This window comes from Luteibacter sp. UNCMF366Tsu5.1 (genome assembly GCF_900119235.1).
GTDB classification, from domain to species: Bacteria; Pseudomonadota; Gammaproteobacteria; order Xanthomonadales; family Rhodanobacteraceae; genus Luteibacter; species Luteibacter flocculans.
The window spans coordinates 1030295-1053877 of the sequence record NZ_FPIS01000002.1; the positions used below are offsets into that span (position 1 = coordinate 1030295).

The following is a 23583-nucleotide window of genomic DNA, read 5'->3' on the forward strand; positions in this document are numbered from 1 at the left end:
AACCTGTGGATACCGAGACAAGCATGGAAAACCCGACATCGTCCCCACGCGTCGCGTCAGGGCCGCTCGCTGGCGTGAAGGTACTCGACCTCAGCGCCTATATCGCCGGACCTTACGGCTGCACGCTGCTGGCCGACCAGGGCGCCGACGTCATCAAGATCGAGCCTCCGGGTGGCGACAACCTGCGCCAGTATCCGTCCACGCTCGCCGCGGAGAGCCGCGCCTTTCTCGGCGTGAACCGCAGCAAGCGCGGCATCGTGCTCGATCTCAAGAACCCGTCCGACCACGCGGCGCTGTTGCGCCTCGTGCGCGATACGGACGTGCTCGTGCACAACTTTCGTCCGGGCGTACCCGCGCGACTCGGCATCGACCACGACCGGCTCAACCCCATCAATCCACGGCTCATCTACTGTGCGGTTACCGGCTATGGCGAGACGGGGCCGATGAAAGACAAGGCCGGCTACGACCAGGTGCTGCAGACCATGACCGGCATGTGCACCCTGCAAGGCAAGCGCAACGGTCCGCCCGAGGTGATCTACGGCTCCGTGGTCGACTACTACGCTGCGGCCTTGCTCGCGGCGGGCGTGTCTTCGGCGCTCTACGAGCGCGAACGCAGCGGACTGGGCCAGTACGTGGGCGTTTCCCTGCTGCGCAGCGCATTGACGATGCAGTCGGCGCGGATGATCTGGGCAGAAGGCGAATCGCTGGATATCGGCCGCGACATGCGCTCAGGCGGCGTGACCGGCATCCATCCCACGCGCGCAGGCTACATCTACATCTCGGCGAATACGCCTCGCTTCTGGAAAGCGCTGTGCGAACGCACCGGCCTGATGGCGCTGCACGACGATGAGCGCTTCGACACCGTGCGCAAGCGTGCCGAGCACCACGCCGAGATCGTGCCGCGACTGCATGCCGCGCTCACGGCGCATACGGCACTGGAGTGGGAAGCGATCTTCGGGGACGCCGTGCCGAGCGCCGCCGCACGCCGCATCGAGGACATGTTCGACCATCCGCAGGTAGCCGCCGAGGGGCTCGTCGCTACCTTCGAGCATCCTGTCGTGGGGCAGTATCGCGGCGTGAACCATCCGATCCGCTTCGGCCGTACACCCGCGCCGGAACCCTTCGCGGCGCCGGCGCTGAATCAGCACGAGGATCTGCTCGATCGCTGATCAGCGGATCGCGCCACGCAGATGGGCGGCCGCGCGCGTGGCGCTGGCCACGGGGCATCCGTCGTCGCTGCGGAAGCCCGTGTTGCGGGGTCCGTAGGGTGCGTAGCGCTCTGGGTCCGTCGCCCCGAAGATGCCGATGGTGATGGCACTTGTGGCGGCGGCGAGATGCATCACGCCGCAGTCTGCGCTCACGTAGATGCCGGCGGCATCGATGAAGGCGGCCAGCTTGCGCGGATCGCTCGTGAAATAGGTGGGGTACGCGTTGCCGATGCGCGATTGACCGTCCGCTGCTACCAGTTCCACGATGCGCAGCGGCCCCACGCGCGCGAGCAACTCGCTGACGAAGGTTTGCCACCATGTCGCATCGAGACACTTGCGGCCTGTGGCGTTGGGAAAGATCGCCAGCGTCGGTCCGCTCGGATCGGGAACGCGAAGCACGCGTGCCAAGGCTGCTGCGCCCGCAACGCGCTCGGCCGTACTGAGACGCAGATCGAGGTTAGGGACCGGCGTCGCATCCGCGACGCCGAGTGCGCGCCGCAGTGCCCGCACCGGGCGCGCAGCGAAATGCGTGGGTACGTCGGAACCGAGCGCATCCACGCTCAACTGGAAGCGCGCGCGAGCCAGACTGGCCGCGATACGGCCGGACGACGAACCCGCCGCCGCATCGACGACGAGGTCATAGCGCTTGGCGCGCAGCTTGCGCAGCGTGCCTATCGTGGCGAACGGCCGGCGGAGCGCGCGACGATCCAAAAGGAACAGTTCGCCGAGGTAGTCGAACCCGGCGTACACGCTTCGCGTAGCGCCACCCGAGCCCAGCACGTCGACTTCAGCGCCGGGGAACCGGCTTTCGATCTCGCTCATCAGCGCCGTAAGCATCACCGTATTGCCTAGACGATGATTCGGGCGGCAGATGAGTACACGTTGGATACCAGCGACGGGAAGTTCGCCCTCGCGCACCAGGTTCCGCGCGGGTGGCATCACGCGACGGAGCAACCAGGTGATCGCGCGCCGCCGCCATGCATGCATGCGCCCATGCAACGGTACGCGGGTCGGGTTGGCGCGCGTGGCCTCGTCGATCGAAACGGCCGTGGACATGAAAGCTCCGGAGCGGGGGCGTTCGATCTACGATGCCAAAGTCAGCTTAGAACAAGCTGTCGGTTTCATGACGATCTGCTTACAAGCGCGCCCGGAGCGCTTGTTTGGCGGCAATCGAAAGATCTTGCGCTGCGTGCGATGGCGCGGCACATCGTGGAAGCCGCATCATGCGCCATGTCCAGGCGCACAACGGCATCGCATGTGTAACGAAACACCGCTCCTGTCGGTCGACGACCTGCGTGGCCCCGGTGTGGGGCCTGTCTCATTGACGCTGGCCATAGGGGAGCGCGTAGCCATCATGGGCGCATCCGGCGCGGGAAAATCGCTGTTCCTTCGCCAACTTGCCGATCTCGACCCCGGCGAGGGGAGCCTTGCCTTACGCGGCGAACGACGCGAAGCGCTGGCAGGCCCCGCTTGGCGGCGACGCGTGATGCTGGTGCCTGCGCAATCCGGTTGGTGGGCCCCCACGGTCGACATACATGTCGACCCTTCCGAAAAAGCGCATGCCGCCACCCTGGCGCATCGCCTGCGTCTTCCCGACGACATCCTCACGCGAGAGGTCCGTGTGCTGTCTACGGGCGAGCGCCAGCGCCTCGCGCTGATTCGCGCCCTGACCAGATCGCCGGATGTCCTGTTGCTCGACGAACCGACGAGCGGACTCGATCCCGATGCCATGGCAGCGGTGGAGAACCTGCTGATGGAGTACAGCCGTGAGGGCACCGGTATCGTCATGGTCACGCACGACGCCGGACAGGCGCGGCGCGTGGCGAACCGTTCGTTCGTGATGGAGAAGGGGAGGCTTGCGCCGGCATGGGCGTGATCGCACTGCATCCTTCGGACCTTGCTGTGGCGTCGCTGCTGATTCTCGGCGATGCGCTTATCTCGCTGGTTTTTCGTCTGCGTTTTCACCGGAGCCTGATCGTCGCTGCGGCGCGCATGGTCGTGCAGTTGGTGGCGATCGGTTTTGTGCTGCGTTTTGTCTTCGCCGTGGGGCAGACCTGGCTTACGCTCACGTTGATCGTCGCGATGGTGCTGGTGGCGGCACGCGAGGCCGCGGCCCGACCGTCCCGGCGCCTCCGTCGCGGCGGCTTTATCATCAGCCTTGCCAGTGTGGCGACGCCCGCGCTGCTCACCTGCCTGTTCGCTCTTCTGACAGCGATCCGTCCCCATCCCTTGCTCTCGCCGCAGTATGCGATTCCGCTGGCTGGCATCATTCTCGGCAATGTGCTGAACGCGGCGAGCATCGCCTTCAGCGGCGTCTTCGACGGGGTAGGCGCCAACGCCGCGGCCATCGAGGCACGTCTCATGCTCGGCGACAGCTATCGGACCGCCATCGCAGACCTGTCACGCGACGCCATACGACGAAGCATGATTCCCATCGTGAACCAGATGAGCGCCGCGGGTGTCGTGACCCTGCCGGGCATCATGACCGGGCAGATTCTCGCTGGACTGGACCCTATGGAAGCGGTGAAGTATCAGATCCTGCTCATGTTCCTGCTCGCTGGTGGAAGCTGCCTTGCGTCGGTGGCCGCGGTGTCGCTTGCCACGGCGCGGCTCACCGATCCACGTGGTCGACTTCGGCTCGATCGACTCGCGGATCGCTGAGGGCGGCCGCTTATTGCCGTTCTGCGTCAGCGCGTCGCAGCGAGTTCGCGAGCACACCGTCCGGCGGGTTGCCAGTCGCTGATCCGAGTCGTCGCTGGCTGGGTCGCATCGTGAAGGATGAGCGCGAATGCTCGTCGAGGCGTCTTGCCGATCGCCATCAACAGCATCGGTTCGCCGCCGGGCATGACTTGCGCGTTACCGGGGCCGAAGCCGGTCTGTGCGCCGTCCGGCATCTCCAGGCAGGTGTCTCCGTCCACGGCGTAGAACCCTTCGGGACCGGAATGCTTGTGTAGCGGTGCGCTCATGCCTGGCGCGAAATACGAGTGCACATAGTCCGCGCTGAAGGCCTTTGCCTTGGTGACGGGAAGTGGGCCGATCGTCGCGGCATGCATGCCGCCGCTTGCGTGCCAGTGCTTTCCTGCCACAGTGAACAACCAGACCCTGCCGAAGTCGACGACGACAGTGCTGGTCGGACTCTTCGCCGCGCGCGCGGCAGATTCATCAGTGAAGGTGTCGATGTGCCAGTACACCGGTTCGTCGGGAAGTGCACCGATGTCCTGATGAGCCAACAGACAGGCGGGCCCGGGCGTAAGAGGCGCCCCAGGTTGGCAAGGCTTGGACGTGACCACCGATCCAGGGTCTTGCGTCTGCGCTATGGACGGTAAGCACAACAGCGCCGCTACCGACGCAGCACACAGACAGGACAACCACCTCGCGGAGCCGGATTGCTTTGCGTGCATGCACCTCTCCCATCGTCGAATGAGCAATCTACGCGTCGTGTATCGCTGCCGCCATCGACCGTAAGAGGGATGGCCATTTTTGCAGCGCAGCGTGACAGCTCGCGCCTTTAGCGCCTTAATGCATGCCCAGGGGATTTAGATCGATCCAAGTTGGAATCCGTCAATAGCTCAGCGGTGGGACGCGAAGCTGTCTGGATCGACTTGGTTGGGGTGGGGAGGGCTTCCGCGGCGTGCGCCATCGCGCATCCCGTGTCGTACGTGTAGCTGCTTTCCCTGGGGCCTGATGAGCGGTATGGGAAGCCATCGCATGAAACCAAGCATCGCCTGTCGTTCCACCACCACGCGTTCGCGCGTCGCATTCGAACGCTTACCCTCTGGCTCCCTCTGTGGGAGCCGCTATAGCGGCGAGAAGCCAACAAAGCGCTGAAGCCGGAAGGCGTCAGCGCCCAAGCCGGCTGTGCAGGGCTGAGCCGCAGCCCTTCCGGAGACTATCGAAGCATCCATCGACGATGGGTCGAGGGGCCTTCTTTCGCCAAAAATTTGGATCGATCCAATAGGAGGGTGCGTGTCGTTATAGATGCAGCAGTGATCGAACGGGGGATCACCGCGCCGGCTTCTTCGGGGCGCTTATCAACGAGGGGAAGAAAAAGATGACTTGTTTGCCACGTATGTTTACGCACAAGCCGCTGTACGCCGCGCTCGTCTCGGCCAGTCTGTCGCTTGGCGCTATCGCCTTGCCGACCGCGGTCTTCGCGCAGGAGGCAACTCCAATCGCGTCGAGTCCCACACAGGACGACGCCACGACGACAAAAAACCCGCCGAAGCCGAAGGCCAAGGAAAAGAATGGTTCCAACGACACGACCGACCTGCAGACGGTCGTCGTGACGAGCTATCGCCAGTCCATCGATCAGAACGTGCTGGACAAACGCGACGCCAACTCCATCGTCGAGGTCATCAACGCGCAGAACATCGCGCAGTTTCCAGCCAAGAACATTGCCGACGCACTGGCGCATGTGCCTGGTGTCGTGATCAGCCGTGAGTCCGGCGAAGGCAAGACGGTCAGCATCCGCGGCCTCGCCCCCGAACTGACCTATACCGAATTGAACGGCAACTATGTCGCGTCGGCCGATACGTCGGCGGATCTGACGCGCTCGTTCAACTACACACTGTTCCCGGCGAACATGTTCTCCGACATCAAGCTCTACAAGAGCCTCGAAGCGCGCCTGGACGAAGGCGGCATCGGCGGCAACGTCGACCTGCGCACGCGCCGCCCGCTCGAGATGGGCGTGAACGAGGGCTTCGTCACCGGCACCGCGGCCAGCTCCGATACAAGTTCGAAGACGGAGCCGCAGGGTGCTGCGCTGTGGTCTTGGAAGAACAAGGACGAAACGTTCGGCGTCCTCGTTGCCGGTGCGTACCAGAAGCGCCAGGCGACCACGTACTCGGCGGATGCGTCGAGTTGGCACTGGTGGTCGGACAACTGCACGGATCACGCGACGTGTACCCAGCCACCGGTGAACGTCCACGGCAATCCGTACAACTCGGCGGTCAACAACAATATCGACCTCTGGGGTAACGGCGTGGTCGATCAGGGAGGCAACGTCTCCAACGGGTTCTGGATGCCGCAGCAGTTCGCCACGAGTCAAAACGACCTGACCCTGAAGACCAAGGGCGCCCAGGCCACGATGCAGTTCAAGCCGAGCGACCATTTCCTGCTGACGGGCAACTATTTCCGTTTCGAGCGCGAGCAGACCCAGATCACCAACACGCTCGAAATTCCCGAGTGGGGTTTACCGAACAACACCAACTTCGCTGACCAGAACGGTCGCCTGCTGGCACCGAACGGCCTCACCTTCGACAAGTCCGGCACGATCGTCACCGGGGCCAACTATGTGCTGCCGCGCCCAGGCGTTGGCTGTAATTCCTCCGTGAATCCTGTCACCGGCGCGCCGCGCCAGGCGGTCGACGTGTGTTCGACGGAAATTCCCTGGCTCAACGGCAACTACTCTGTCGAGAAGGCGACGTCGCAAACGCTCAACCTGGAAGGCGAGTGGGACAACGGCGGTGCGCTCAGCGGCTCGTTCAACGTCGGTCGTACCTGGGCGAAGGGCGGTCCGTCGATCGAACTAGGCATGGCTGCCAAGCCGCGCAACTTCGTGAATGGCCAGTGGATCGACGGCAGCACGGGCGCTGCATGGAACTTGAGCGGCAAGCCGGGCATCACCGCCGATCAGGCCGTGCTGCAGAACATGCAGGCCGGTGCCGGTCAGGTAGACCTGGGTTCGACGGGTTCGAACATGGTAAATACGCGTACCTCGCAAAACTTCGCGCAAGCGGATTTCACCTGGGCCTTCGACGGCTCGTGGTTGCAGTCGTTGCAATTCGGCGCCAAGTACAGCGACGCCAATGCGGAGCAGCAGAGTAACGAGGTGCGCTGGTACTGCAAGGGCACGACGTTGCAGTTCCAGACCTGCGATCCCAACGCGGGCCAGTTGCCGGCGGGTTTCCTGTTGCCGAATTATCTCGACGGCGTGAACCATGCCTACGGCGACAGCATCTTCCCCGCCATCAACTTCCCCGCCTACTACAACCATCTCAACGACACCTACGACCGGGTGATCTACAACAAGCCGCAGAACAAGTCGTCGATCGGCGAGAAGATCGCAGCGGCCTATGTGCAAGCCAATTTCGATACCGGCACGGTGCGCGGCAACGTCGGCTTGCGCTTCGTCACCACGAAGCAGGACCTCACGGTAGCCAATCAGGTCACCACCAACAACGCGGTGTACTACCACGACCCCGCGGGCAACATCCTGATCTGTCCGGCGTCGGGCGTGAACGCGGGGGGTGGTGCATGCGCCCCGGGCGACTTCCAGTACCTGCCGCGCGAAGTGGCAGTGGTCGAGAACTTCAACAATTCCACGACCAACAAGCGATACAACAAGCTGCTGCCGAGCTTCAACATCGCGTGGACGATTGCCGACGACTTCGTTCTACGCGCCGCCGGTTCGCAGGCCATGGCCCGTGCCAATTACACCGACCTTGCCGAACTCGGTCAGCTCACCAACAACACGCAGGATTACTACAACGACCGCAAGCAGTTCGGCGCGCCGCTGCCGGGCTGGTACGGGTCCGGCGCCAATGCCGACCTTAAGCCGTTTACCGCCACTCAGTTCGACCTTGCCGGCGAGTGGTATTACGCCGAACACGGCGTCGTCGGTATCGATCTGTTCCAGAAGAAGGTGAAGAACTTCGTCGTTCCCGTGACCGTCAACAACATCGACGTGAACGTGGGTGGCACGCAGACCAATTTCCGGCAGTACAGCACCAACGCCAACGGTCGTTCCGGCACGTCGAAGGGTATCGAGGTGTATGCGCAGCACACCTGGGACACGGGTTTCGGCTACATCGCCAACTACACGCTCAATCACACCAGCGAGACCGCGGTGTCGCTGGGCGACACGCAGGTGGGCAAGGCCGAGCTGATCGGCAGTGCGAAGTACGCGGCCAACGTGTCGCTGTTCTACGAGAAGAACGGCCTGCTGCTGCGCGCGAGCGATAACTGGACCGGTCGCACGATGCAGGGGCTGGCAGCGGGCCTGCCGATCTATGCGCAGCCGTATCACCAGATCGATCTGAACGGCGATTACGAGTTCAACAAGCACTTCATGGTTACCGCCTCGATCATCAACTTCAACAAGGCGAGGCCGCATACCTACCTGGGCGGCGACACGCGTTCGCGCCTCGTCCAGTTGCTGTATCCGGGCCGGCAGTACTACGTCGGCGTGACCTACAAGTTCGGTGGTGACAGCAACAAGTAAACCCGCGACGGGGCCAGGTGATTGCCTGGCCTCGTCTTCGTTTCGAGCGAAGGAAACCCCCATGATCATTCCTATGGCGCGTCTTCCCCAACGTGCCCTCGCGTTCGCGCTTTCCCTGTTTGTCGTGACTTCTGCGACAGCGGTGCTGGCAAAAGACAACAAGCCGGCGACCTCCCCGGAGCCTGTCGACCTCGCCAATCCCCTCGTTGGCACGGCACCGCTCGACAAGCCGGCGCTGATCGGAAACTCCCCGCCGCCCGGCGAGCCGCTCTATACCGGCATGACCACGCCGGGCGCGAGCCTGCCGCAGAGCGCCACCGAGGCTGCGCCGGCCAACATCAATGCTGACCTCGGCTTCACGACGGGCGTGGCCGTGGCATACGACTATCGCCGTCCTGCGATGGTAGGTTTCACCGGCGGCGGTTCGACGTATGGCGCACGCGGCGAGCCGATGGTCATGCCGGTGGTCGGCGACTGGACCGTGCCGCCCGACTACATGACCTCGTATTACGACAAGGCCACCGAAAAGGCATCGCCGGGCTATTACGCCGTGGACCTCGCCACGTTCCACACCAAGGTGGAACTGACGGCGACTCAGTGGACCAGCCTGATGCGCTTTACCTTTCCCGAAAGTCCGCGATCGAATGTGGTCGTGAATCTGCGTCGAGAAGGCGGTGACGTAGAAGTGGTCGGCGACCGCATGATCCGCGGCGTCGGTCATGCCAATCGGCCCGAGAGGGATGCCGACGGCCCGTACTTCGTTGCCGAGTTCTCGCGCCCGTTCAAAGTATTCGGCACGTTCCACGCGGAGATTACCCACAAGGGCGAAGGGCTTGGGCGTGAGGACGTGCAGGCCAGCCGTCGCCAGGTGTCCGGCGATTACGCTGGCGCCTATGTCACCTTCGACACGAAAGCAGGCGAGCAGGTGGTGCTGCGCATTGCCCACGGTCACAGCACCGCCGAAGCCGAGCAGCGACTCCGCGCACAGGACAGCGACGCCGACTTCGATCGTGTGCATGCGAGGGCACGGGCCCGTTGGGCAGACCTGTTCGACAAGGTGCAGGTGACAGGCGGCACGCCGAAACAGCGCATGCTGTTCTATTCGACGCTGTACCACTCGTTCGCCAGCCCGCGCATGATCGCCCGGAAGGGCGAGCACTACACCGATGCGGACGGTCGCGATCACGTCGCCGACTACGATCACTATGGACCGGTACCGTTCTGGGACACGGGCCGGAACCAGATCGCGCTGCTCATGCTGCTCGAACCGACCGTCGTGCAGGACATCATGCGTTCCGAACTGGATCGCGCGCGCGAACGCGGTTATATGAATACGTCGTTTCATGGCGATCATGCCGTGCTCCTCTACGACGGCGCGTGGCGACGCGGTATCGACTTCGACTATGCCGCGGTCTATGAGTACCTGCGCAAGAACGCGACCGATACGAAGGGGCCGCGCGGGTACCTCGACGAGTACATGAAGCGTGGCTGGATTTCGGACATCGTTCCCGCCGGCAACCCGAGCCCGCCGTACGCTGGCGGAAAGGCAGGTGTCGCCACGACGCTGGAATACGCCTGGGACGACGACGCGCTTGCCGACGTCGCTCGCCGCCTTGGCAAGAACGACGACGCGGCCCTGTTCCAGCGTCGCGCTGGGAACTACCGCAATGTGTTCGATCCGAGTACCGGCTTCTTTCGGGGGCGTACCGAGGATGGCCAGTGGAGCTCGCCGTTCGACCCGGGCGAGCCTTACTACAACTTCATGATGAAGGAGGGCTCGGGCTGGTCCACGCTATGGCTCGTGCCGCACGACGTGCAAGGTCTGATGAACCTGCTGGGCGGACGCGATCGTTTCAACGCCAAGCTGGACGCCTTCTTCTCCACGCCCTACGAGGCCAAGGGCGTGTGCCGCGATTGCACCGGCCTCATCGGGCAATACGTCCAGGGCAACCAGCCCGACCAGCAGGCCGCCTATCTCTATGCATGGAGCGGCCAGCCGTGGAAGACGCAGGCGTTGGTACGCCGCATCCTCGCCGATCTCTACGGCAGCGACGCCACCGGCTACGGCTACCCGGGCATGGACGATCAAGGCTCGACGTCGTCGTGGTACGTGTTGAGCGCGATGGGCTTCTATCCGGTCGATCCCTCGACGCCCGATTACATCATCGGCAGTCCGATCTTCGACCGGGTGCGCATGCGCCTGGGCAACGGGAAGACCTTCGAAGTCGTGGCGCGCAACAACTCTGCGCGGAACATGTACATCCAGTCCGCCACGCTCAACGGCAAGGCTTGGAACAAACCATGGTTCAGCCACGCAGACATCGCCGATGGCGCCACGCTGGTACTCACGATGGGTCCCGAGCCCAGCACCGCCTGGGGCACCGACCCACAGGATGCACCGCCGTCCATGTCGGGCGCTCAACCGTAAGGAACAACGCATGAAGATCAATCTCACGACGCGGCCTGCGTTCTTCTCGGCCGGCATGGCCCTGGCGATCGGCGTCGCGACGACAGCGACGGCGGCGCCGGACCAGGCAAAGGTTTGGAACGGCAAGGTCGCGCCGTTGGCAACGCCCTGGACGAGCAAGGTCACGCCACGCGATGTCTTGCCCGAGTATCCGAGGCCGCGCCTGGCGCGTCCGTCGTTGGACGCGCCGCGCTGGATGAGCCTCAACGGGCTCTGGCAGTACGCGGCCAGCATGCCACAGATCGCGCCGCCGTTCGGTCACACGCTGAAGGACCAGGTGCTCGTGCCGTATCCCGTCGAGTCCGCGCTATCGGGCATAGGCTCGCATGCGGATTTCATGGTGTACCGGCGGCTCGTGGATATCCCTAAGGATTTCACGGCCGGTGGGCAGCATGTGCGCCTGAACTTCGGCGCGGTCGCCCAGGACGCCACGGTCTACGTCAACGGCACGCAGGTGGCGACGCATTCGGGTGGTTACACGTCCTTCGCTGCGGACATCACGCCAGCACTACGAGCGCAGGGTCCACAGGAAATCGTGGTGACCGTGCATGCGCCCGTCGATGCCGAGAACGTCATGGTCGGCAAGCAGCGACTCAAGCCGGAAGGCATCTTCTACACCGCGGCGTCCGGCATCTGGCAATCGGTCTGGCTGGAACCCGTACCGGCGCTAAGTCTTGCGGAACTCGATTTTACGGCGGTATCGAGCCTGGACGCGTTCACTGTCGCGGCCAAGGTCGACGGCCAGGGCGACGCCAGTCTCCATGTCACCGCCTATGCGGATGGCAAACCGGTCGGTGAGGCGAGCGGCCCGGCGAATCAGCCATTGCGCCTTGCGATCGCGCATCCGCGTCCGTGGACCCCGCGCGATCCGTTCCTCTATACGTTCAAGGCGACGCTCACGCGGGGCGATCAGCACGACGACGTCACCAGCTATGCGGGGCTGCGCACCATCGGCATCGCCAAGGTAGGGGGACACAACCGCATCGTGCTCAACGGCAAACCCACTTTCCTTCTGGCGACCCTGGACCAGGGCTACTGGCCCGACGGTATCTATACCGCTCCGACGGACGAAGCGCTCAAGTTCGACATCCAGAAGACCAGGGATCTCGGCTTCAACACCATTCGCAAGCACATCAAGGTCGAACCGGCGCGCTGGTACTACTGGGCCGACCGCATGGGCATCATGGTCTGGCAGGACATGCCCTCGCTGCCGAACGGACACAACGAAGCGCTCAGCGACGCCGACAAGGCCCGCTTCCGCGCCGATGTCTCGTCTATCGTGGAGCAACTGCGCGGCGAGACATCGATCATCGGCTGGATTCCCTTCAACGAGGGATGGGGTCAGTGGAGCATTCCCGCCGCTGCCGAACTGGCCGCGCAGATAAAACGGCTCGATCCGTCACGTCTGGTCGATGCGCGCAGTGGATTGAACTGCTGCGATACCAAGGGCGATCCACACGCAGGCGACGTCTACGACGTGCACGACTACCAGGGCCCAGGTCTACCCAACCCGGACGCCACGCGGGCCACCATGGATGGCGAACATGGAGGACTGACCTTGAGCGTTCCAGGTCACGTCTGGCCGAACACGGCCATCAACCCTTACGGGGCGGTGAAGGACCGCGATGCGCTGATCGATGGCTATGTCGCCAATACCGCTGTATTGCGCGACAAGGGCACGGCCAAGGGCATGTCCGGCAGCGTCTATACCCAGATCATCGATGTGGAAGGCGAGCACAACGGTTTGTTCACCTATGACCGTCAAGTGGAAAAGGTGGACGAGGCCAGAGCACGCGCGATCAACGAGGCGACGATCCGGGCAGGGGAGGGGCACTGACGCAGGCGACGGCGGCCCGATATGACCCGGCATGCCGGGCGACGCCGCGAGGTCCGCCGTCGCTGGACGACCTGCCGCTTATAGGGCAGCATGCGCGAGGGGACGAAGGCCGGCTGGCCTCGACGACATCGCTAAGGGGCGGGGGACGATGACAGGATTGTCTGGATGGCGTCGCGTCGCTGCCGCGCTGCGTGCCTTTACGGGTAGCTCGGGCGAACGCGTCGACGGAACGCAGGGCCCGCTCGGTGGCGCGGTACGCAAGCTTGCCTGGCCGATGGCCATGGAGATGGTTGCGGAGTCCATTTTCGCGATCGTGGATGTCTTCTGGGTCGCCCGGATCGGTATCGCCGCGGTAGCCGTCGTCGGTCTCGGCGAAGCGGCCATGAGCTTCGTCTACGCGTTTGCGCTCGGTCTCGCCATCGCGACCTCTGCGTTGGTCGCGAGGCAGGTCGGGCAGAGCGGCCGGCTCGACGCCGCTGCGCTGCCGACGGGCCAGGCGATGTCGCTGGCGATCCTGCTTTCCTTCCTCCTTGGCGTGCCTGCCTGCCTGTTGGCGGAGCACGTGCTTTCCGCGATGGGTGCCGACGCGCAGACAGCGATCGCTGGTGCGCCCTACGTGCGCGTGCTGTTTGCCGGCAATCTGTCCGTGACCCTCATGTTCATTTGCGGTGCGTCGCTTCGCGCCGCCGGTCACGCAGGCGTGCCCATGCGTGCGCTGTGGATGGCGAACGGGCTGAACATCGTGCTCGCGCCGTTGTTCATCTTCGGCATCGGCTCCTGGCACGGTATGGGCGTTGCGGGAGCGGCCGCAGCTACGGTATGCAGCCGCGGTCTCGGCGTTGTCTATCAACTTCGCTATCTCGCTCGCGGTCGCGATGGCATCGGCCTGCGTTGGCATCACCTACGCCCCGTGCCAGCGATCCTCAAGCGGGTGATTCGCATCGCCTGGACCGGCGCCTTGCAGATGCTGGTCGCTTCCACCAGCGCGATCGGGCTGTACGCCATCGCGGCGCGCTCGGGCAACGTCGCGCTTGCCGGTTGCACGATCGCCCTGCGTGCGTCGCAATTCGTTCTCGTACCTTCGCTGGGCGTGGCGCGTGCGGCTGCGGTGCTCGTCGGGCAGAACCTGGGCGCCGGACAACCGGACCGCGCAGCCAGCGCCGTGCGCTTCACCGTCGCCGTCAATGTGGGTGTCTTCGGGGCCATGGGCGTGATCCTCTTCGTCGCCGCTCGTGCCGTCGCGAGCGCCTTGACCCACGATCCGCTCGTGATCGAAGAAGCGACCCGTGCGATGCGCGTGGTGGCCTGCGCGTTTCCTTTCTATGCGGCGGGCATGTGTCTGCAAGGTGCTTTCAACGGTGCGGGCGATACGAGCACGCCGGCATGGACCAATTTCACGTGTTTCTGGCTGTTGCAGGTGCCGCTGGCCTGGGTCCTCGCGGTGCCGGCCGGTCTCGGCACGTTCGGCCTGTACGTGGGCGTGACGATCGGCTTTGCGGTGCTGGCGTTCTGCAGTGGCGCGTTGTTCCTGCGCGGGCGCTGGAAAGTACACGCGATCTAAAGGAGTGCGCAGCATGGATTCAATGACGATGGCGCCTGACGTGAACGATGTCGTGCCGGAGGTCGCACGCCCCTTCCTGGCGCGGGTGGGCGGCATGCTCATCGGTTCGCGCTGGGTACGCGATACGTCCGCAGGCGAGCTTGCAGTTGAACATCCGGGCGACGGCAGCGTGCTGGCGAGCGTGGCACTCGCGGGCCCAGCGGAGGTGGACCAGGCAGTCGAGGTGGCGCAACAGGCGTTCCGCCGCTGGTCGGGTGTGTCGCCCACACAGAGGGCTGCCGTGCTGTTCCGGTTGGCGGACCTCCTGGAGCGGCATGCGCTGGAATTGGCGACGCTCGAATCGCTGGACGTCGGCAAGCCCATTCTCACCACGCGCATGATCGACGTGCCTTTTACGATCGACACATTGCGCTACAACGCCGGCTGGGCGACCAAGCTCACGGGTGAAGCCTATGAATTGGCTGGCCACGGTGGCCTAGTCAGTGCGCAGACCGTGCGCCAGCCCCTCGGCATCGTTGCTGCGATCGTGCCGTGGAACTTCCCGTTGCTTCAGGCTGTGATGAAGGTTTCGGCCGCGCTTGCCGCGGGGTGCGTGGTAATCCTGAAACCCTCGGAACTCACGCCGCTGACGGCATTGCGCCTTGGCGAACTTGGCATCGAGGCGGGGCTGCCCCCGGGCGTGTTCCAGGTATTGCCAGGCCGCGGCGACGTGGCGGGGGAAGCGCTTGTCACGCATCCTGGCGTGCACAAGGTCTCGTTCACCGGGTCGGGCACCGTGGGACGACATGTGGCGCATCGTTGCGTGGAAACCTTCAAGCGAGTCACGCTCGAACTGGGCGGCAAGTCGCCCAACATCGTCTTCGCGGACGCGGACCTGCCGCGCGCCATCGCCGGTTCGGCGCAAGCCATCTTCTTCAACGCCGGGCAGGTCTGCTACGCGGGCTCGCGCCTGTACGTGGAGGACGCCGTCTACGACGAGGTGGTGGAAGGCATCGTCGCGATCTCCGGCCGAATGACTCCCGGCATGCCGTTGGAGGAGGGCACGGACATCGGCCCGCTGGTCTCCGCGCGCCAGCGCGAGCGCGTGCTCGCGTATGTGCAGACCGCGGCGGACGAAGGCGCGCGCGTGCTCTGCGGCGGTCATGCGCTCGACCGGCCGGGGTACCACGTCGCGCCCACGATCATCGCGGACGTGCGCGAGGACATGACCGTCATGCGCGAGGAGGTATTCGGCCCGGTGCTGTGCGTATCGCGCTTCACGCGGCAGAACGATGTGATCGCCTCTGCCAACGCGTCCCGATACGGACTGGCCGCAGGCGTCTGGACGCGAGACGGTCGCAAGGCCCAGACGGTCGCGCGTGCCCTGCGTGCCGGCACCGTGTGGATCAATCAGTACCACACGATCGATCCGCACATGCCCTTCGGTGGCTGGGGCGAATCCGGCTGGGGGCGGGAGTTCGGGCGAGCCGGCGTGGAGGCGTACACCGAAACCAAATCCATCGCGATGAGGCTATGAGCGAGCACACCCGCGACGCAGACGACGTGACGTTTGTCTTCGCCGGGCAGGGCAGCCAGCACGGCTTGATGGCCCATGCCCTGTTCGCGGCGAATCCGGTCTTTCGCGACACGCTGCTCGCTCTGGACGAGGTGGCCTGCGACCTGGCCGGAGCATCCGTGCTTGCCGCCATGCACGATCCGGCGCGCACGCGCGATGCATCGTGGGACGACTTGTCGATGACGCACCCGGCGATCTTCATGGTCGAATTCGCCCTGGCGCGTGCGGTCATGGCCGAGGGCATCGTGCCACGCCGTGTGCTCGGCACCAGTCTCGGTGCCTTTGCGGCGGCGGCCGTTGCGGGCGTGCTCACCCCCGAAGCCGCGCTCGGCGCGACGATCCAGCAGGCGGCCGCCATCGAAGCCTGCTGTGAGCCCGGGGGGATGCTGGCTGTGCTCGATTCACACCGGACATGGCTGCCGCAGCTCGGTCGTTTCGGGGAGGTCGCTGCCATCAATTTCGACGGGCATTTCGTCATGGCGGCGCCGGACGATGGCCTTCGGCAAATGGAAGCCGTGTTGCGTGCCGCCAACGTGGGCTACCAACGCCTGCCGGTTCGCTATGCGTTTCACTCGCGTTGGATCGATCCCGCGCAGGACGTATTCCTCGCGCATTGCCGGTCTCTGCGCCTGGCGCCACCGCGCATTTCCATCGTGTGCTGTGAGCGCGGTTCGCCGTTGGAGGCGGTCGATGCCGAGCACTTCTGGCGCGTGGTGCGCCAGCCGATACGGCTCGCCGAGGCGGTGGCTCACATCAGTCCGCACTCCTCGTACCTCGACCTCGGACCCTCCGGCACGCTCGCCACCTTCCTCCGTTACATCCTCCCGCCGCCGCACCGCGTACGGGCCGTGCTGGCGCGATTGGGGCGCGACGTCGTCGATCTGGGCAGTCTGCGGGCCAAGGCAGCGTGCTGACCGCGTGGCGCTGATATATTCGACGCCAGGGACCCGTAGCAAAGGCAAGTGAATGACCATCCTGATCGTGGACGACGACAGCAGCATCGTCGGCGCACTGCGACTCCTGCTGACGAGCGAAGGCCTCGCGAGCCACGCGTGCGCCTCGCCCCGCGAAGCCATCGAAGCGGTGGGCAGGGAGTCCTTCGACGTGGCCCTCGTCGATCTCAACTATCTCGACGACACGACTTCCGGAAAGGAAGGCCTGGCGCTGGTTCGCGAACTGAAGGCGATCGCGCCGCACCTGCCGGTCATCGCGATGACGGGTTGGGGCACGATCGGTGTCGCCGTGGAAGCCATGCGCGAAGGCGCCGTGGATTTCCTCGAAAAGCCCTGGGACAACCATCGCCTGCTCAACGTGATTCGTACGCAGATGCGTCTGCAGGCCACGGATCGCCGAGCACGCCGTCTCGAAGCCGAGAACGAGGCATTGCGCGAGGAGGGCGGTCAGGCGGGCATCGTCTGGCGGTCGCCGGCCATGGGCCAGCTGCTGGACATCGCCACCCGCGTGGCGCGCAGCGACATGCCCGTGCTCGTCACGGGCGAAAATGGCACCGGAAAAAGCCTCCTCGCGCATTTCATCCACGAACGTTCTTCACGTGCGGAGGGACCGTTCGTCGCGGTCAACATGGGGGCGCTCGCCGAGACGACCTTCGAGAGCGAAATGTTCGGTCACACGAAGGGCGCATATACGGATGCGAAAGCCGACCGCGTCGGCCGCGTCGAGCTCGCCGAAGGCGGCACGCTGTTCCTCGACGAGATTGCCAATCTCGCCATGCCGCAGCAAGCGAAGATCCTGCGCCTGTTGGAAGAGCGAGTTTACGAACGGCTGGGCAGTTCGAACGCACGACATGCCGACGTCCGCTTCATCTCCGCGACCAATGCGGATCTCGACGCGCTCATCGCCGAGAGGAGTTTTCGCCAGGATCTGCTCTATCGTTTGAATGGCGTGACGCTGCACATGCCTGCCTTGCGCGAACGGCGCGAGGACATTCCGCTTCTCGCGGACGCCTTCCTGAAGCGCGCGCGGACGCGCTATGCATCGCCCGCAACCCGCTTCTCCGCGGCCGCGGAACGTGCTCTGCTGGCCTATGCATGGCCCGGTAATATCCGTGAGATGCAACACGTGATCGAGCGCTCCGTGCTGCTCGCGCAGGGCGAGGCGATCGGCGATGGCGACTTGCAACTGGGCGGCACCCTGTCCTCTGGCGCGCATGACGACATTGATGGGCTGACCCTGGAAGAAGTCGAAGACTGGTTCATCCGGCGGACGCTGGCGCAGCACAGCGGCAACGCCAATCTGGCTGCGAAGGCGCTCGGCATCAGTCGTTCCGCGTTGTACCGCCGACTGGGACGGCAGGAACCCACATGATCCCCGGTCTGTCGTCGTCGGCGCCGCCACGACGTCGCGCGTGGTCGCGTCCGGTTTCGCTCGTCGCCGGCATGCTGCTGGCCGTGGCGCCGGGATGTCTGGTGTTGTTCACCGCCTCGTACCGTGCCGTGCCGCGGCAGGTCGAGATCGCCGTGGCGTCACTCTCGATCGTGTGGGCGGTGGCGATCGGCTGGAGCATGGTGCGTGCGATGGAGCGCCATCTGCGCACGCTGGCGAGTCTCGTCGAATCGGCACGAAGTCATGACTTTGGGGTTCGCTCCGTCCATGCGCGCGAAGCAGGCCCGTTGGGCGATCTGTACCGGCAGATCAATGCGCTCATCGACGATCTGGAAAACGAGCGGACCGCGAGCCAGGAACTGCTTGGCGTATTGCGCCGGGTGGTGGACCAGATCGATGTGGCCATCCTCGTCTTCGGGGCGTCGGGTCGGTTGCGTCTGGCGAACCCCGTCGCGGCGCGACTGCTTGGCATGCCTGCGGGCGACACGGTCGCCGACCTTGCCTACGACGACACGCCGTTTGCCGGCATGACCCTCGGCGGCGATCCGCGCATCGTGGATTATCGGTTCCCAGGTGGCGACGGCCGCTGGCGGATTACCGAACAGACCTACCGGCAGCAGGGGCGGCCGGCGCGCATCGTTTTCGTCGCCGACGTGCAGCAGGTGCTGGCGACAGAAGAGATCCGCGTGTGGCAGCGCCTCATTCGTGTGATTGGGCACGAGGTCAACAACTCGCTTGCCCCCATCGCGTCGCTCTGCCAGACACTGGACAGCATCCTCTCTCGTTCTCCCGACATCGTGGAGAAGGGCATGCTGCACGATGGACTGTCGCTGATTGCCGAGCGTGCGCAGGGCCTGAAGTCGTTCATCTCCGTGTACGCCCAGGTGGCGCGCTTGCCCGAGCCGCGCAAGGCCATGTTCCCGGTACGGCGGCTCGTCGAGCGTACCGCTGGCATGTTCGCCGCCGACGGCGTGCGTATCGACGGCGAGGTGCCCGACCTGACGTTGTTCGGCGATCAGGTTCACCTCGAACAGGCCCTCATCAACCTGGTGCGAAACGCGGTCCAATCCCAGGCCGCCGCCGCAGCGACTGGCGCTGAACCCGTGCGTCTCGGCGTTTCCGTACAAGCGGGACGCTGCATCTTCGAGATCGTCGACAGTGGCACGGGCATCGCCAATCCCGAAAATCTATTCGTACCCTTCTACACCACGCGCGCCGAAGGTGCAGGCATTGGTCTCGTGCTGTGCCGGAGTATCGTCGCGCAGCACGCCGGCACCGTGACCCTGCACAACCGGGACGATGCGCGCGGTGCCGTCGCGCGCATGGTGTTGCCCCTGCCGCGTCCTTAGCCTGGCTTGTACCCGACGCCTCCGCAGGGCATGCTTCACCGGCGCATGCGCGGGGGACTAGGGATGGATGCGAGCAAACCATGGGTAACGGGGCTCGGTGTCATGTCGACACAGGGCACGGGTAAGGCAGCGTTTCTGCAAGGGCTGCTGGAAGGGCGAACATCGTTCGATGTGATGGCCCGTGAAGGACGCCAACACGATACGTCGCGCTTTCTGGGCGCCGAACTCGCCATGCCGGCCGCATCGGGTGCGGAGCGCACGCTTTCCCTTTCCGCGCGAGCCGCCCTTGCGGTCGTTGCCGAGGCTTGGGACGAAGCAGGCCTTGACCAGATCGATCCCACCCGCGTCGGACTCGTGATCGGCGGCAACAACGTACAACAGCGCGAACAGGTGTTGGTGCACGACGCCTTTCGCGAACGGCGTGCGTTCGTTCGGCCGACGTATGGTCTGGGTTTCATGGACACCGATCTCGCCGGTGCCTGTTCGGCGCGTTTCGGTATTCGCGGTGCCGCCTTCACCGTCGGTGGCGCCTCCGCCAGCGGACAGCTCGCCATCATCCAGGCGCGACACATGGTGGCATCCGGCCAGCTCGACGCGTGCGTGGCGTTAGGCGCCTTGATGGACCTTTCTTACTGGGAGTGCTCGGGGTTCCGGGCGCTCGGTGCGATGGGTTCGACGCAGTTTGCCGATGCGCCCATGCACGCATGCAGGCCATTCGATGTGCGGCACGACGGATTCATCTTCGGTGAGTGTTCCGCTGCCATCGTGCTCGAATCACCTGAGTCGGCGACGCGCCGCGGCCGACACGCCTACGCCAGCCTGGATGGATGGGGTCTCGCCATGGACGCGAATCGTCAACCCGATCCATCCGTCGAAGGCGAGACGCGCGCGATGACCGAAGCGCTGGCGCGCGCAGGCTGGCAACCGCACGAGGTGGGCTATGTGAATCCCCACGGCACCGGCTCGGTGATCGGCGACGAGACGGAGTTGGCCGCCTTGCGTGCGGCCGGTCTTTCCGGTGTCGCGCTCAACGCCACCAAGTCGCTGACGGGACACGGTCTGACGGCGGCGGGAGCGGTAGAGGTGGTGGCGACGCTGCTGCAGCTTCGCGCCGGCCGGCTTCATCCCACCGCCAACCTCGACGAGCCCATCGCGCAGGATTTTCAATGGGTAAGGGAAGGGGCCGTCGCGACCGACGCGCGTCGCGCCCTCAGCCTCAGTATGGGTTTTGGCGGCATCAACACCGCCTTGTGCTGGGAGATGCATGCATGACGTTGGAATCCACGACCGCTATCACGCCACGTCACGCCGTGGACGTGCGTATCGAAGGCGCGGTATGTCATCTCGTGTTCGATCGTCCCGACGCCAACAACGCCATCAACGCGCAACTGGTCGCCGAGTGCCACACGGCGTTGGATCGCTACGCGCAGGACGTGTCGATCGTCGTGCTCTCCGGTTCCGCGGAAACCTTCTGTTTCGGCGCCGATTTCGCTGAACTCTCGCAAGGCGTCGATCCGCGGTTTGCGGCACATGCGGGCCCGGGCCCGATGTTCGACCTCTGGCAGCGACTCGCGACGGGTCCGTTCGTGACCGTTTCCTACGTGCGCGGCAAGGTGAATGCCGGCGGCATGGGTTTTCTCGGCGCGAGCGACATCGTGCTCGCGGACACGACTGCGCGGTTCAGTCTCTCGGAGATGCTGTTCGGTCTGTATCCCGCATGCGTGCTGCCATTCCTCGTGCGCCGCATCGGCTTCCAGCGCACCCACTATCTCACCTTGTCCACGCAGCCGATCGACGCGGCCACGGCACAGGCGTGGGGTCTGGCGGATGCGGTGGACGAGCAGGGCGACATGCTCTTGCGACGTCACCTGCGTCAGTTGGGACGCCTGTCGAAGACGTCTATCGAGCGCTACAAGACCTACGCGCGGGGCGTTACGCCCGATTGGGGTGCACATCGCGAGCGCGCCATCCAGGGCAACCTCGACGTTTTCGAGGACCCGCACAATCGCGCCGCCATCGCCCGGTACGTCACTGAGGGTCTGTTCCCCTGGGAGTGACTCGTTAGAGATTCCTAGGCCCCCGCGAAGCGCAGCGGCAAGGTTTTCAGCCCGCCGACGAACACGGCCTTCGAGTGCTGTGGCGCACCGGCCAGCTCCAGCCCGGTGAGACGAGGCAGCAACTCTTCGAAGAACACGCGCATCTCCATGCGGGCCAGATGCTGCCCCAGGCACATGTGTCCGCCGAAGCCCAGCGCGACGTGCTTGTTCGGCGTGCGGTCCACGCGGAACGCACGCGGATCGTCGAACACGGCCTCGTCCTGGTTGCCTGACATGTAGCAGAGCATCAACCAGTCGCCCTTGCGGATGAGCTGGTCGTTCAGTTCGTAGTCTTCCGTGGCGGTACGCATGAAATGACGCACCGGCGATGTCCAACGCATGGCTTCCTCGCCCAGGCCGGCAATCAGGGACGGGTCCGCGCGGAGTTTCTCGAACTCGGCCGGATGCGAAGCCAGGCCTAGCATGGCGCCCGCCGTCGACGCACTTACCGTGTCGTGGCCGGCTGTGGACACGAGCGAGTAATACGACATCGCTTCGAAGGCACCGATCGGCTCGCCGTCGATCAAGCCCTGCGCGATAACCGTGGCGAGATCGTCGCGCGGATTGGCGCGGCGGTCCTGCGTGATCGCGTCGAAGTAGCCGAAAAGTTCGTCCACAGCTGCCTGCAACCCCATCAGGCCCTGTTCCGCGGTGACCACCGTTTCGCCGGAGCGATTGAGATCCTCGTCGAGGTTGCCGAAAACCTGCTTGGTCAGACGCAGCATCATGGGTTCGTCCTCAATAGGGACGCCGAGGATCTGCATGATGACGTGCAGCGGATAGTGCACGGCGACCTCCGTTACGAAGTCGCATTCGTTGCCCTTGGCGAACATGCGGTCGACAAACCCGCGGGCGATGCCACGAATGGCGTCTTCGCGTCGCGACAGGTTCGACGCCGTGAACCAGTTGCTCGTCAGTGCACGGTACTTCCGATGATCCGGATCATCCATGTGCGCAAGCGTGCGCGCGAGGTGCGGGCTTCCGTCGCGCAGGTAACGAACGAGAAGATCGGTGTAACGGTCGGTCAGGATGGTGGCGCGATCGCCGTTGTGGAAGACCTTGTTGTTCTTGCTGACTTCGAGAATGTCCGCGTGACGCGTCACCACCCAGAACGGGTCGAAGTTGCGCGAGCGTGCGACACCGAGCGGCAGGTTCGCGCGAAGCCAGGCGTAAGTCGACGAGAGACGTTCGATGTCCGCGTAGGTATGGGAATCGAGCAACGTCTGCGTGACGTCGGCCGGTAGTACAGGCGCTTCCACGGAACTATCCATTCCCCACCATCCCTGCGTTGAAGATCGCGCGAGTGTCGTGCGCGTTTGGGTTGCGCGCAATCAGACAAATTCCTACGGGATCTGTCATGAGGCGTGCATATGCTTACTATTTCCTTTGTCTTCACAAGGCAATGCTGAGTTGCATATTGACGCAATTCTTGGCCTCGTGGTACATCGTTGGACTGGGGATTCAAGCGACTTTTCGTTTTTCGTCGGCTGACGTCACGTCAGTACGGGCGGAACTGTACGTTCGAGCGCTACACAGGGGATCAGGATGATAGTGGACAACCAACAGTTGCAGGCCTCGACCGAGGCATACCTCGAGTCCGTCGTACTCGAGGCGTTTGAAGAGGCCGATCCGCCGCTGGATCCCGCCGATCATCCGTTCGATGCGGATACGCCATTCCGCGACTTCGGCATCGATTCCTTCCTCGTGCTGAAGATCCTTATCCGCCTTGAGCGGGACTTTGGCACGTTGCCTAAGACCTTGATGTTCGAGCACACGAATATCCAGGAGCTTGCCGCCTACCTGGTGGGCAGCCATCCGGAAACGGCGGCGGCTGTGGCATTCGACGGACGGGTGTCGCCAGCAGTCTGACCTGGCGCATGAACAACGTAAGGACCGAGCTGTGAGCGAGATTCGCGCCGCATCCGGGGTTTCACGTTCCGCCACC

17 protein-coding genes are annotated in these 23583 nt (G+C 64.4%); 14 read left to right on the top strand and 3 right to left on the bottom strand.

Annotation, left to right across the window (positions count from 1 at the left end):
* Nucleotides 1–23 precede the first annotated feature (23 nt).
* Nucleotides 24–1169 carry a CaiB/BaiF CoA transferase family protein gene (locus tag BT115_RS13750; protein WP_072323119.1) on the top strand — a complete coding sequence of 382 codons (1146 nt, stop codon included), beginning with the start codon at nt 24–26 and terminating at the stop codon, nt 1167–1169.
* Here BT115_RS13750 and BT115_RS13755 read toward each other — a convergent pair whose 3' ends face one another.
* Entirely contained in the window at nt 1170–2264 is a 1095-nt protein-coding gene (locus BT115_RS13755) for a glycosyltransferase family 9 protein (protein ID WP_072323120.1), read from the bottom strand.
* Nucleotides 2265–2463: 199 nt separating this feature from the next.
* Here BT115_RS13755 and BT115_RS13760 point away from each other — a divergent pair, with 199 nt between their 5' ends.
* Nucleotides 2464–3084, top strand: a complete 621-nt coding sequence (locus BT115_RS13760; protein ID WP_072323121.1) for an ABC transporter ATP-binding protein — start codon at nt 2464–2466, stop codon at nt 3082–3084.
* A complete protein-coding gene (gene fetB, locus BT115_RS13765; protein WP_072323122.1) occupies nt 3075–3869 on the top strand; it encodes an ABC transporter permease in 795 nt (264 codons plus the stop codon). The genes BT115_RS13760 and fetB overlap by 10 nt, the downstream gene beginning before the upstream one ends.
* 26 nt (nt 3870–3895) lie before the next feature.
* Here the strand turns inward: fetB and BT115_RS13770 are convergent, their stop codons facing one another.
* Nucleotides 3896–4438 (bottom strand): hypothetical protein, encoded by a 543-nt coding sequence (locus BT115_RS13770; protein WP_072323123.1) that lies wholly within the window; start codon nt 4436–4438, stop codon nt 3896–3898.
* An 839-nt stretch (nt 4439–5277) separates the two neighbouring features.
* Here BT115_RS13770 and BT115_RS13775 point away from each other — a divergent pair.
* The 10 genes from BT115_RS13775 to BT115_RS13820 all read left to right on the top strand — a co-directional run bounded on the left by BT115_RS13775 (nt 5278) and on the right by BT115_RS13820 (nt 21599).
* A complete protein-coding gene (locus tag BT115_RS13775) occupies nt 5278–8430 on the top strand; it encodes a TonB-dependent receptor (RefSeq protein ID WP_255369437.1) in 3153 nt (1050 codons plus the stop codon).
* Between the two features lie 61 nt (nt 8431–8491).
* On the top strand, nt 8492–10858 hold the full coding sequence (locus BT115_RS13780) for a GH92 family glycosyl hydrolase (RefSeq protein WP_072323125.1): 2367 nt from the start codon (nt 8492–8494) through the stop codon (nt 10856–10858).
* A gap of 10 nt (nt 10859–10868) precedes the next feature.
* Nucleotides 10869–12734 (top strand): glycoside hydrolase family 2 protein, encoded by a 1866-nt coding sequence (locus tag BT115_RS13785; RefSeq protein ID WP_072323126.1) that lies wholly within the window; start codon nt 10869–10871, stop codon nt 12732–12734.
* A gap of 148 nt (nt 12735–12882) precedes the next feature.
* Nucleotides 12883–14295, top strand: a complete 1413-nt coding sequence (locus tag BT115_RS13790; RefSeq protein ID WP_072323127.1) for an MATE family efflux transporter — start codon at nt 12883–12885, stop codon at nt 14293–14295.
* Nucleotides 14296–14308: 13 nt separating this feature from the next.
* A complete protein-coding gene (locus BT115_RS13795; RefSeq protein WP_072323128.1) occupies nt 14309–15811 on the top strand; it encodes an aldehyde dehydrogenase family protein in 1503 nt (500 codons plus the stop codon).
* Nucleotides 15808–16764 (top strand): acyltransferase domain-containing protein, encoded by a 957-nt coding sequence (locus tag BT115_RS13800; RefSeq protein ID WP_072323129.1) that lies wholly within the window; start codon nt 15808–15810, stop codon nt 16762–16764. The genes BT115_RS13795 and BT115_RS13800 overlap by 4 nt, the downstream gene beginning before the upstream one ends.
* A 52-nt stretch (nt 16765–16816) precedes the next feature.
* Nucleotides 16817–18175, top strand: coding sequence for a sigma-54-dependent transcriptional regulator (locus tag BT115_RS13805; RefSeq protein ID WP_072323130.1), 1359 nt, complete (start codon nt 16817–16819; stop codon nt 18173–18175).
* A complete protein-coding gene (locus BT115_RS13810; protein ID WP_072323131.1) occupies nt 18172–19542 on the top strand; it encodes a sensor histidine kinase in 1371 nt (456 codons plus the stop codon). The genes BT115_RS13805 and BT115_RS13810 overlap by 4 nt, the downstream gene beginning before the upstream one ends.
* A 63-nt stretch (nt 19543–19605) precedes the next feature.
* Nucleotides 19606–20814 carry a beta-ketoacyl synthase N-terminal-like domain-containing protein gene (locus BT115_RS13815; RefSeq protein ID WP_072323132.1) on the top strand — a complete coding sequence of 403 codons (1209 nt, stop codon included), beginning with the start codon at nt 19606–19608 and terminating at the stop codon, nt 20812–20814.
* Nucleotides 20811–21599 carry an enoyl-CoA hydratase/isomerase gene (locus BT115_RS13820; RefSeq protein WP_072323133.1) on the top strand — a complete coding sequence of 263 codons (789 nt, stop codon included), beginning with the start codon at nt 20811–20813 and terminating at the stop codon, nt 21597–21599. The genes BT115_RS13815 and BT115_RS13820 overlap by 4 nt, the downstream gene beginning before the upstream one ends.
* 14 nt (nt 21600–21613) lie before the next feature.
* Here BT115_RS13820 and BT115_RS13825 read toward each other — a convergent pair whose 3' ends face one another.
* On the bottom strand, nt 21614–22909 hold the full coding sequence (locus BT115_RS13825; RefSeq protein WP_072323134.1) for a cytochrome P450: 1296 nt from the start codon (nt 22907–22909) through the stop codon (nt 21614–21616).
* A gap of 274 nt (nt 22910–23183) precedes the next feature.
* Here BT115_RS13825 and BT115_RS13830 point away from each other — a divergent pair, with 274 nt between their 5' ends.
* Nucleotides 23184–23507, top strand: a complete 324-nt coding sequence (locus BT115_RS13830; protein WP_083527459.1) for an acyl carrier protein — start codon at nt 23184–23186, stop codon at nt 23505–23507.
* Nucleotides 23508–23583 lie beyond the last annotated feature (76 nt).

Coding starts and splice junctions, on each gene's coding strand:
- BT115_RS13750 (WP_072323119.1), top strand. CDS start 24: ATGGAAAACCCGACATCGTCCCCACGCGTCGCGTCAGGGCCGCTCGCT.
- BT115_RS13755 (WP_072323120.1), bottom strand. CDS start 2,264: ATGTCCACGGCCGTTTCGATCGACGAGGCCACGCGCGCCAACCCGACC.
- BT115_RS13760 (WP_072323121.1), top strand. CDS start 2,464: ATGTGTAACGAAACACCGCTCCTGTCGGTCGACGACCTGCGTGGCCCC.
- fetB (WP_072323122.1), top strand. CDS start 3,075: ATGGGCGTGATCGCACTGCATCCTTCGGACCTTGCTGTGGCGTCGCTG.
- BT115_RS13775 (WP_255369437.1), top strand. CDS start 5,278: ATGTTTACGCACAAGCCGCTGTACGCCGCGCTCGTCTCGGCCAGTCTG.
- BT115_RS13780 (WP_072323125.1), top strand. CDS start 8,492: ATGATCATTCCTATGGCGCGTCTTCCCCAACGTGCCCTCGCGTTCGCG.
- BT115_RS13785 (WP_072323126.1), top strand. CDS start 10,869: ATGAAGATCAATCTCACGACGCGGCCTGCGTTCTTCTCGGCCGGCATG.
- BT115_RS13790 (WP_072323127.1), top strand. CDS start 12,883: ATGACAGGATTGTCTGGATGGCGTCGCGTCGCTGCCGCGCTGCGTGCC.
- BT115_RS13795 (WP_072323128.1), top strand. CDS start 14,309: ATGGATTCAATGACGATGGCGCCTGACGTGAACGATGTCGTGCCGGAG.
- BT115_RS13800 (WP_072323129.1), top strand. CDS start 15,808: ATGAGCGAGCACACCCGCGACGCAGACGACGTGACGTTTGTCTTCGCC.
- BT115_RS13805 (WP_072323130.1), top strand. CDS start 16,817: ATGACCATCCTGATCGTGGACGACGACAGCAGCATCGTCGGCGCACTG.
- BT115_RS13810 (WP_072323131.1), top strand. CDS start 18,172: ATGATCCCCGGTCTGTCGTCGTCGGCGCCGCCACGACGTCGCGCGTGG.
- BT115_RS13815 (WP_072323132.1), top strand. CDS start 19,606: ATGGATGCGAGCAAACCATGGGTAACGGGGCTCGGTGTCATGTCGACA.
- BT115_RS13820 (WP_072323133.1), top strand. CDS start 20,811: ATGACGTTGGAATCCACGACCGCTATCACGCCACGTCACGCCGTGGAC.
- BT115_RS13825 (WP_072323134.1), bottom strand. CDS start 22,909: ATGGATAGTTCCGTGGAAGCGCCTGTACTACCGGCCGACGTCACGCAG.
- BT115_RS13830 (WP_083527459.1), top strand. CDS start 23,184: ATGATAGTGGACAACCAACAGTTGCAGGCCTCGACCGAGGCATACCTC.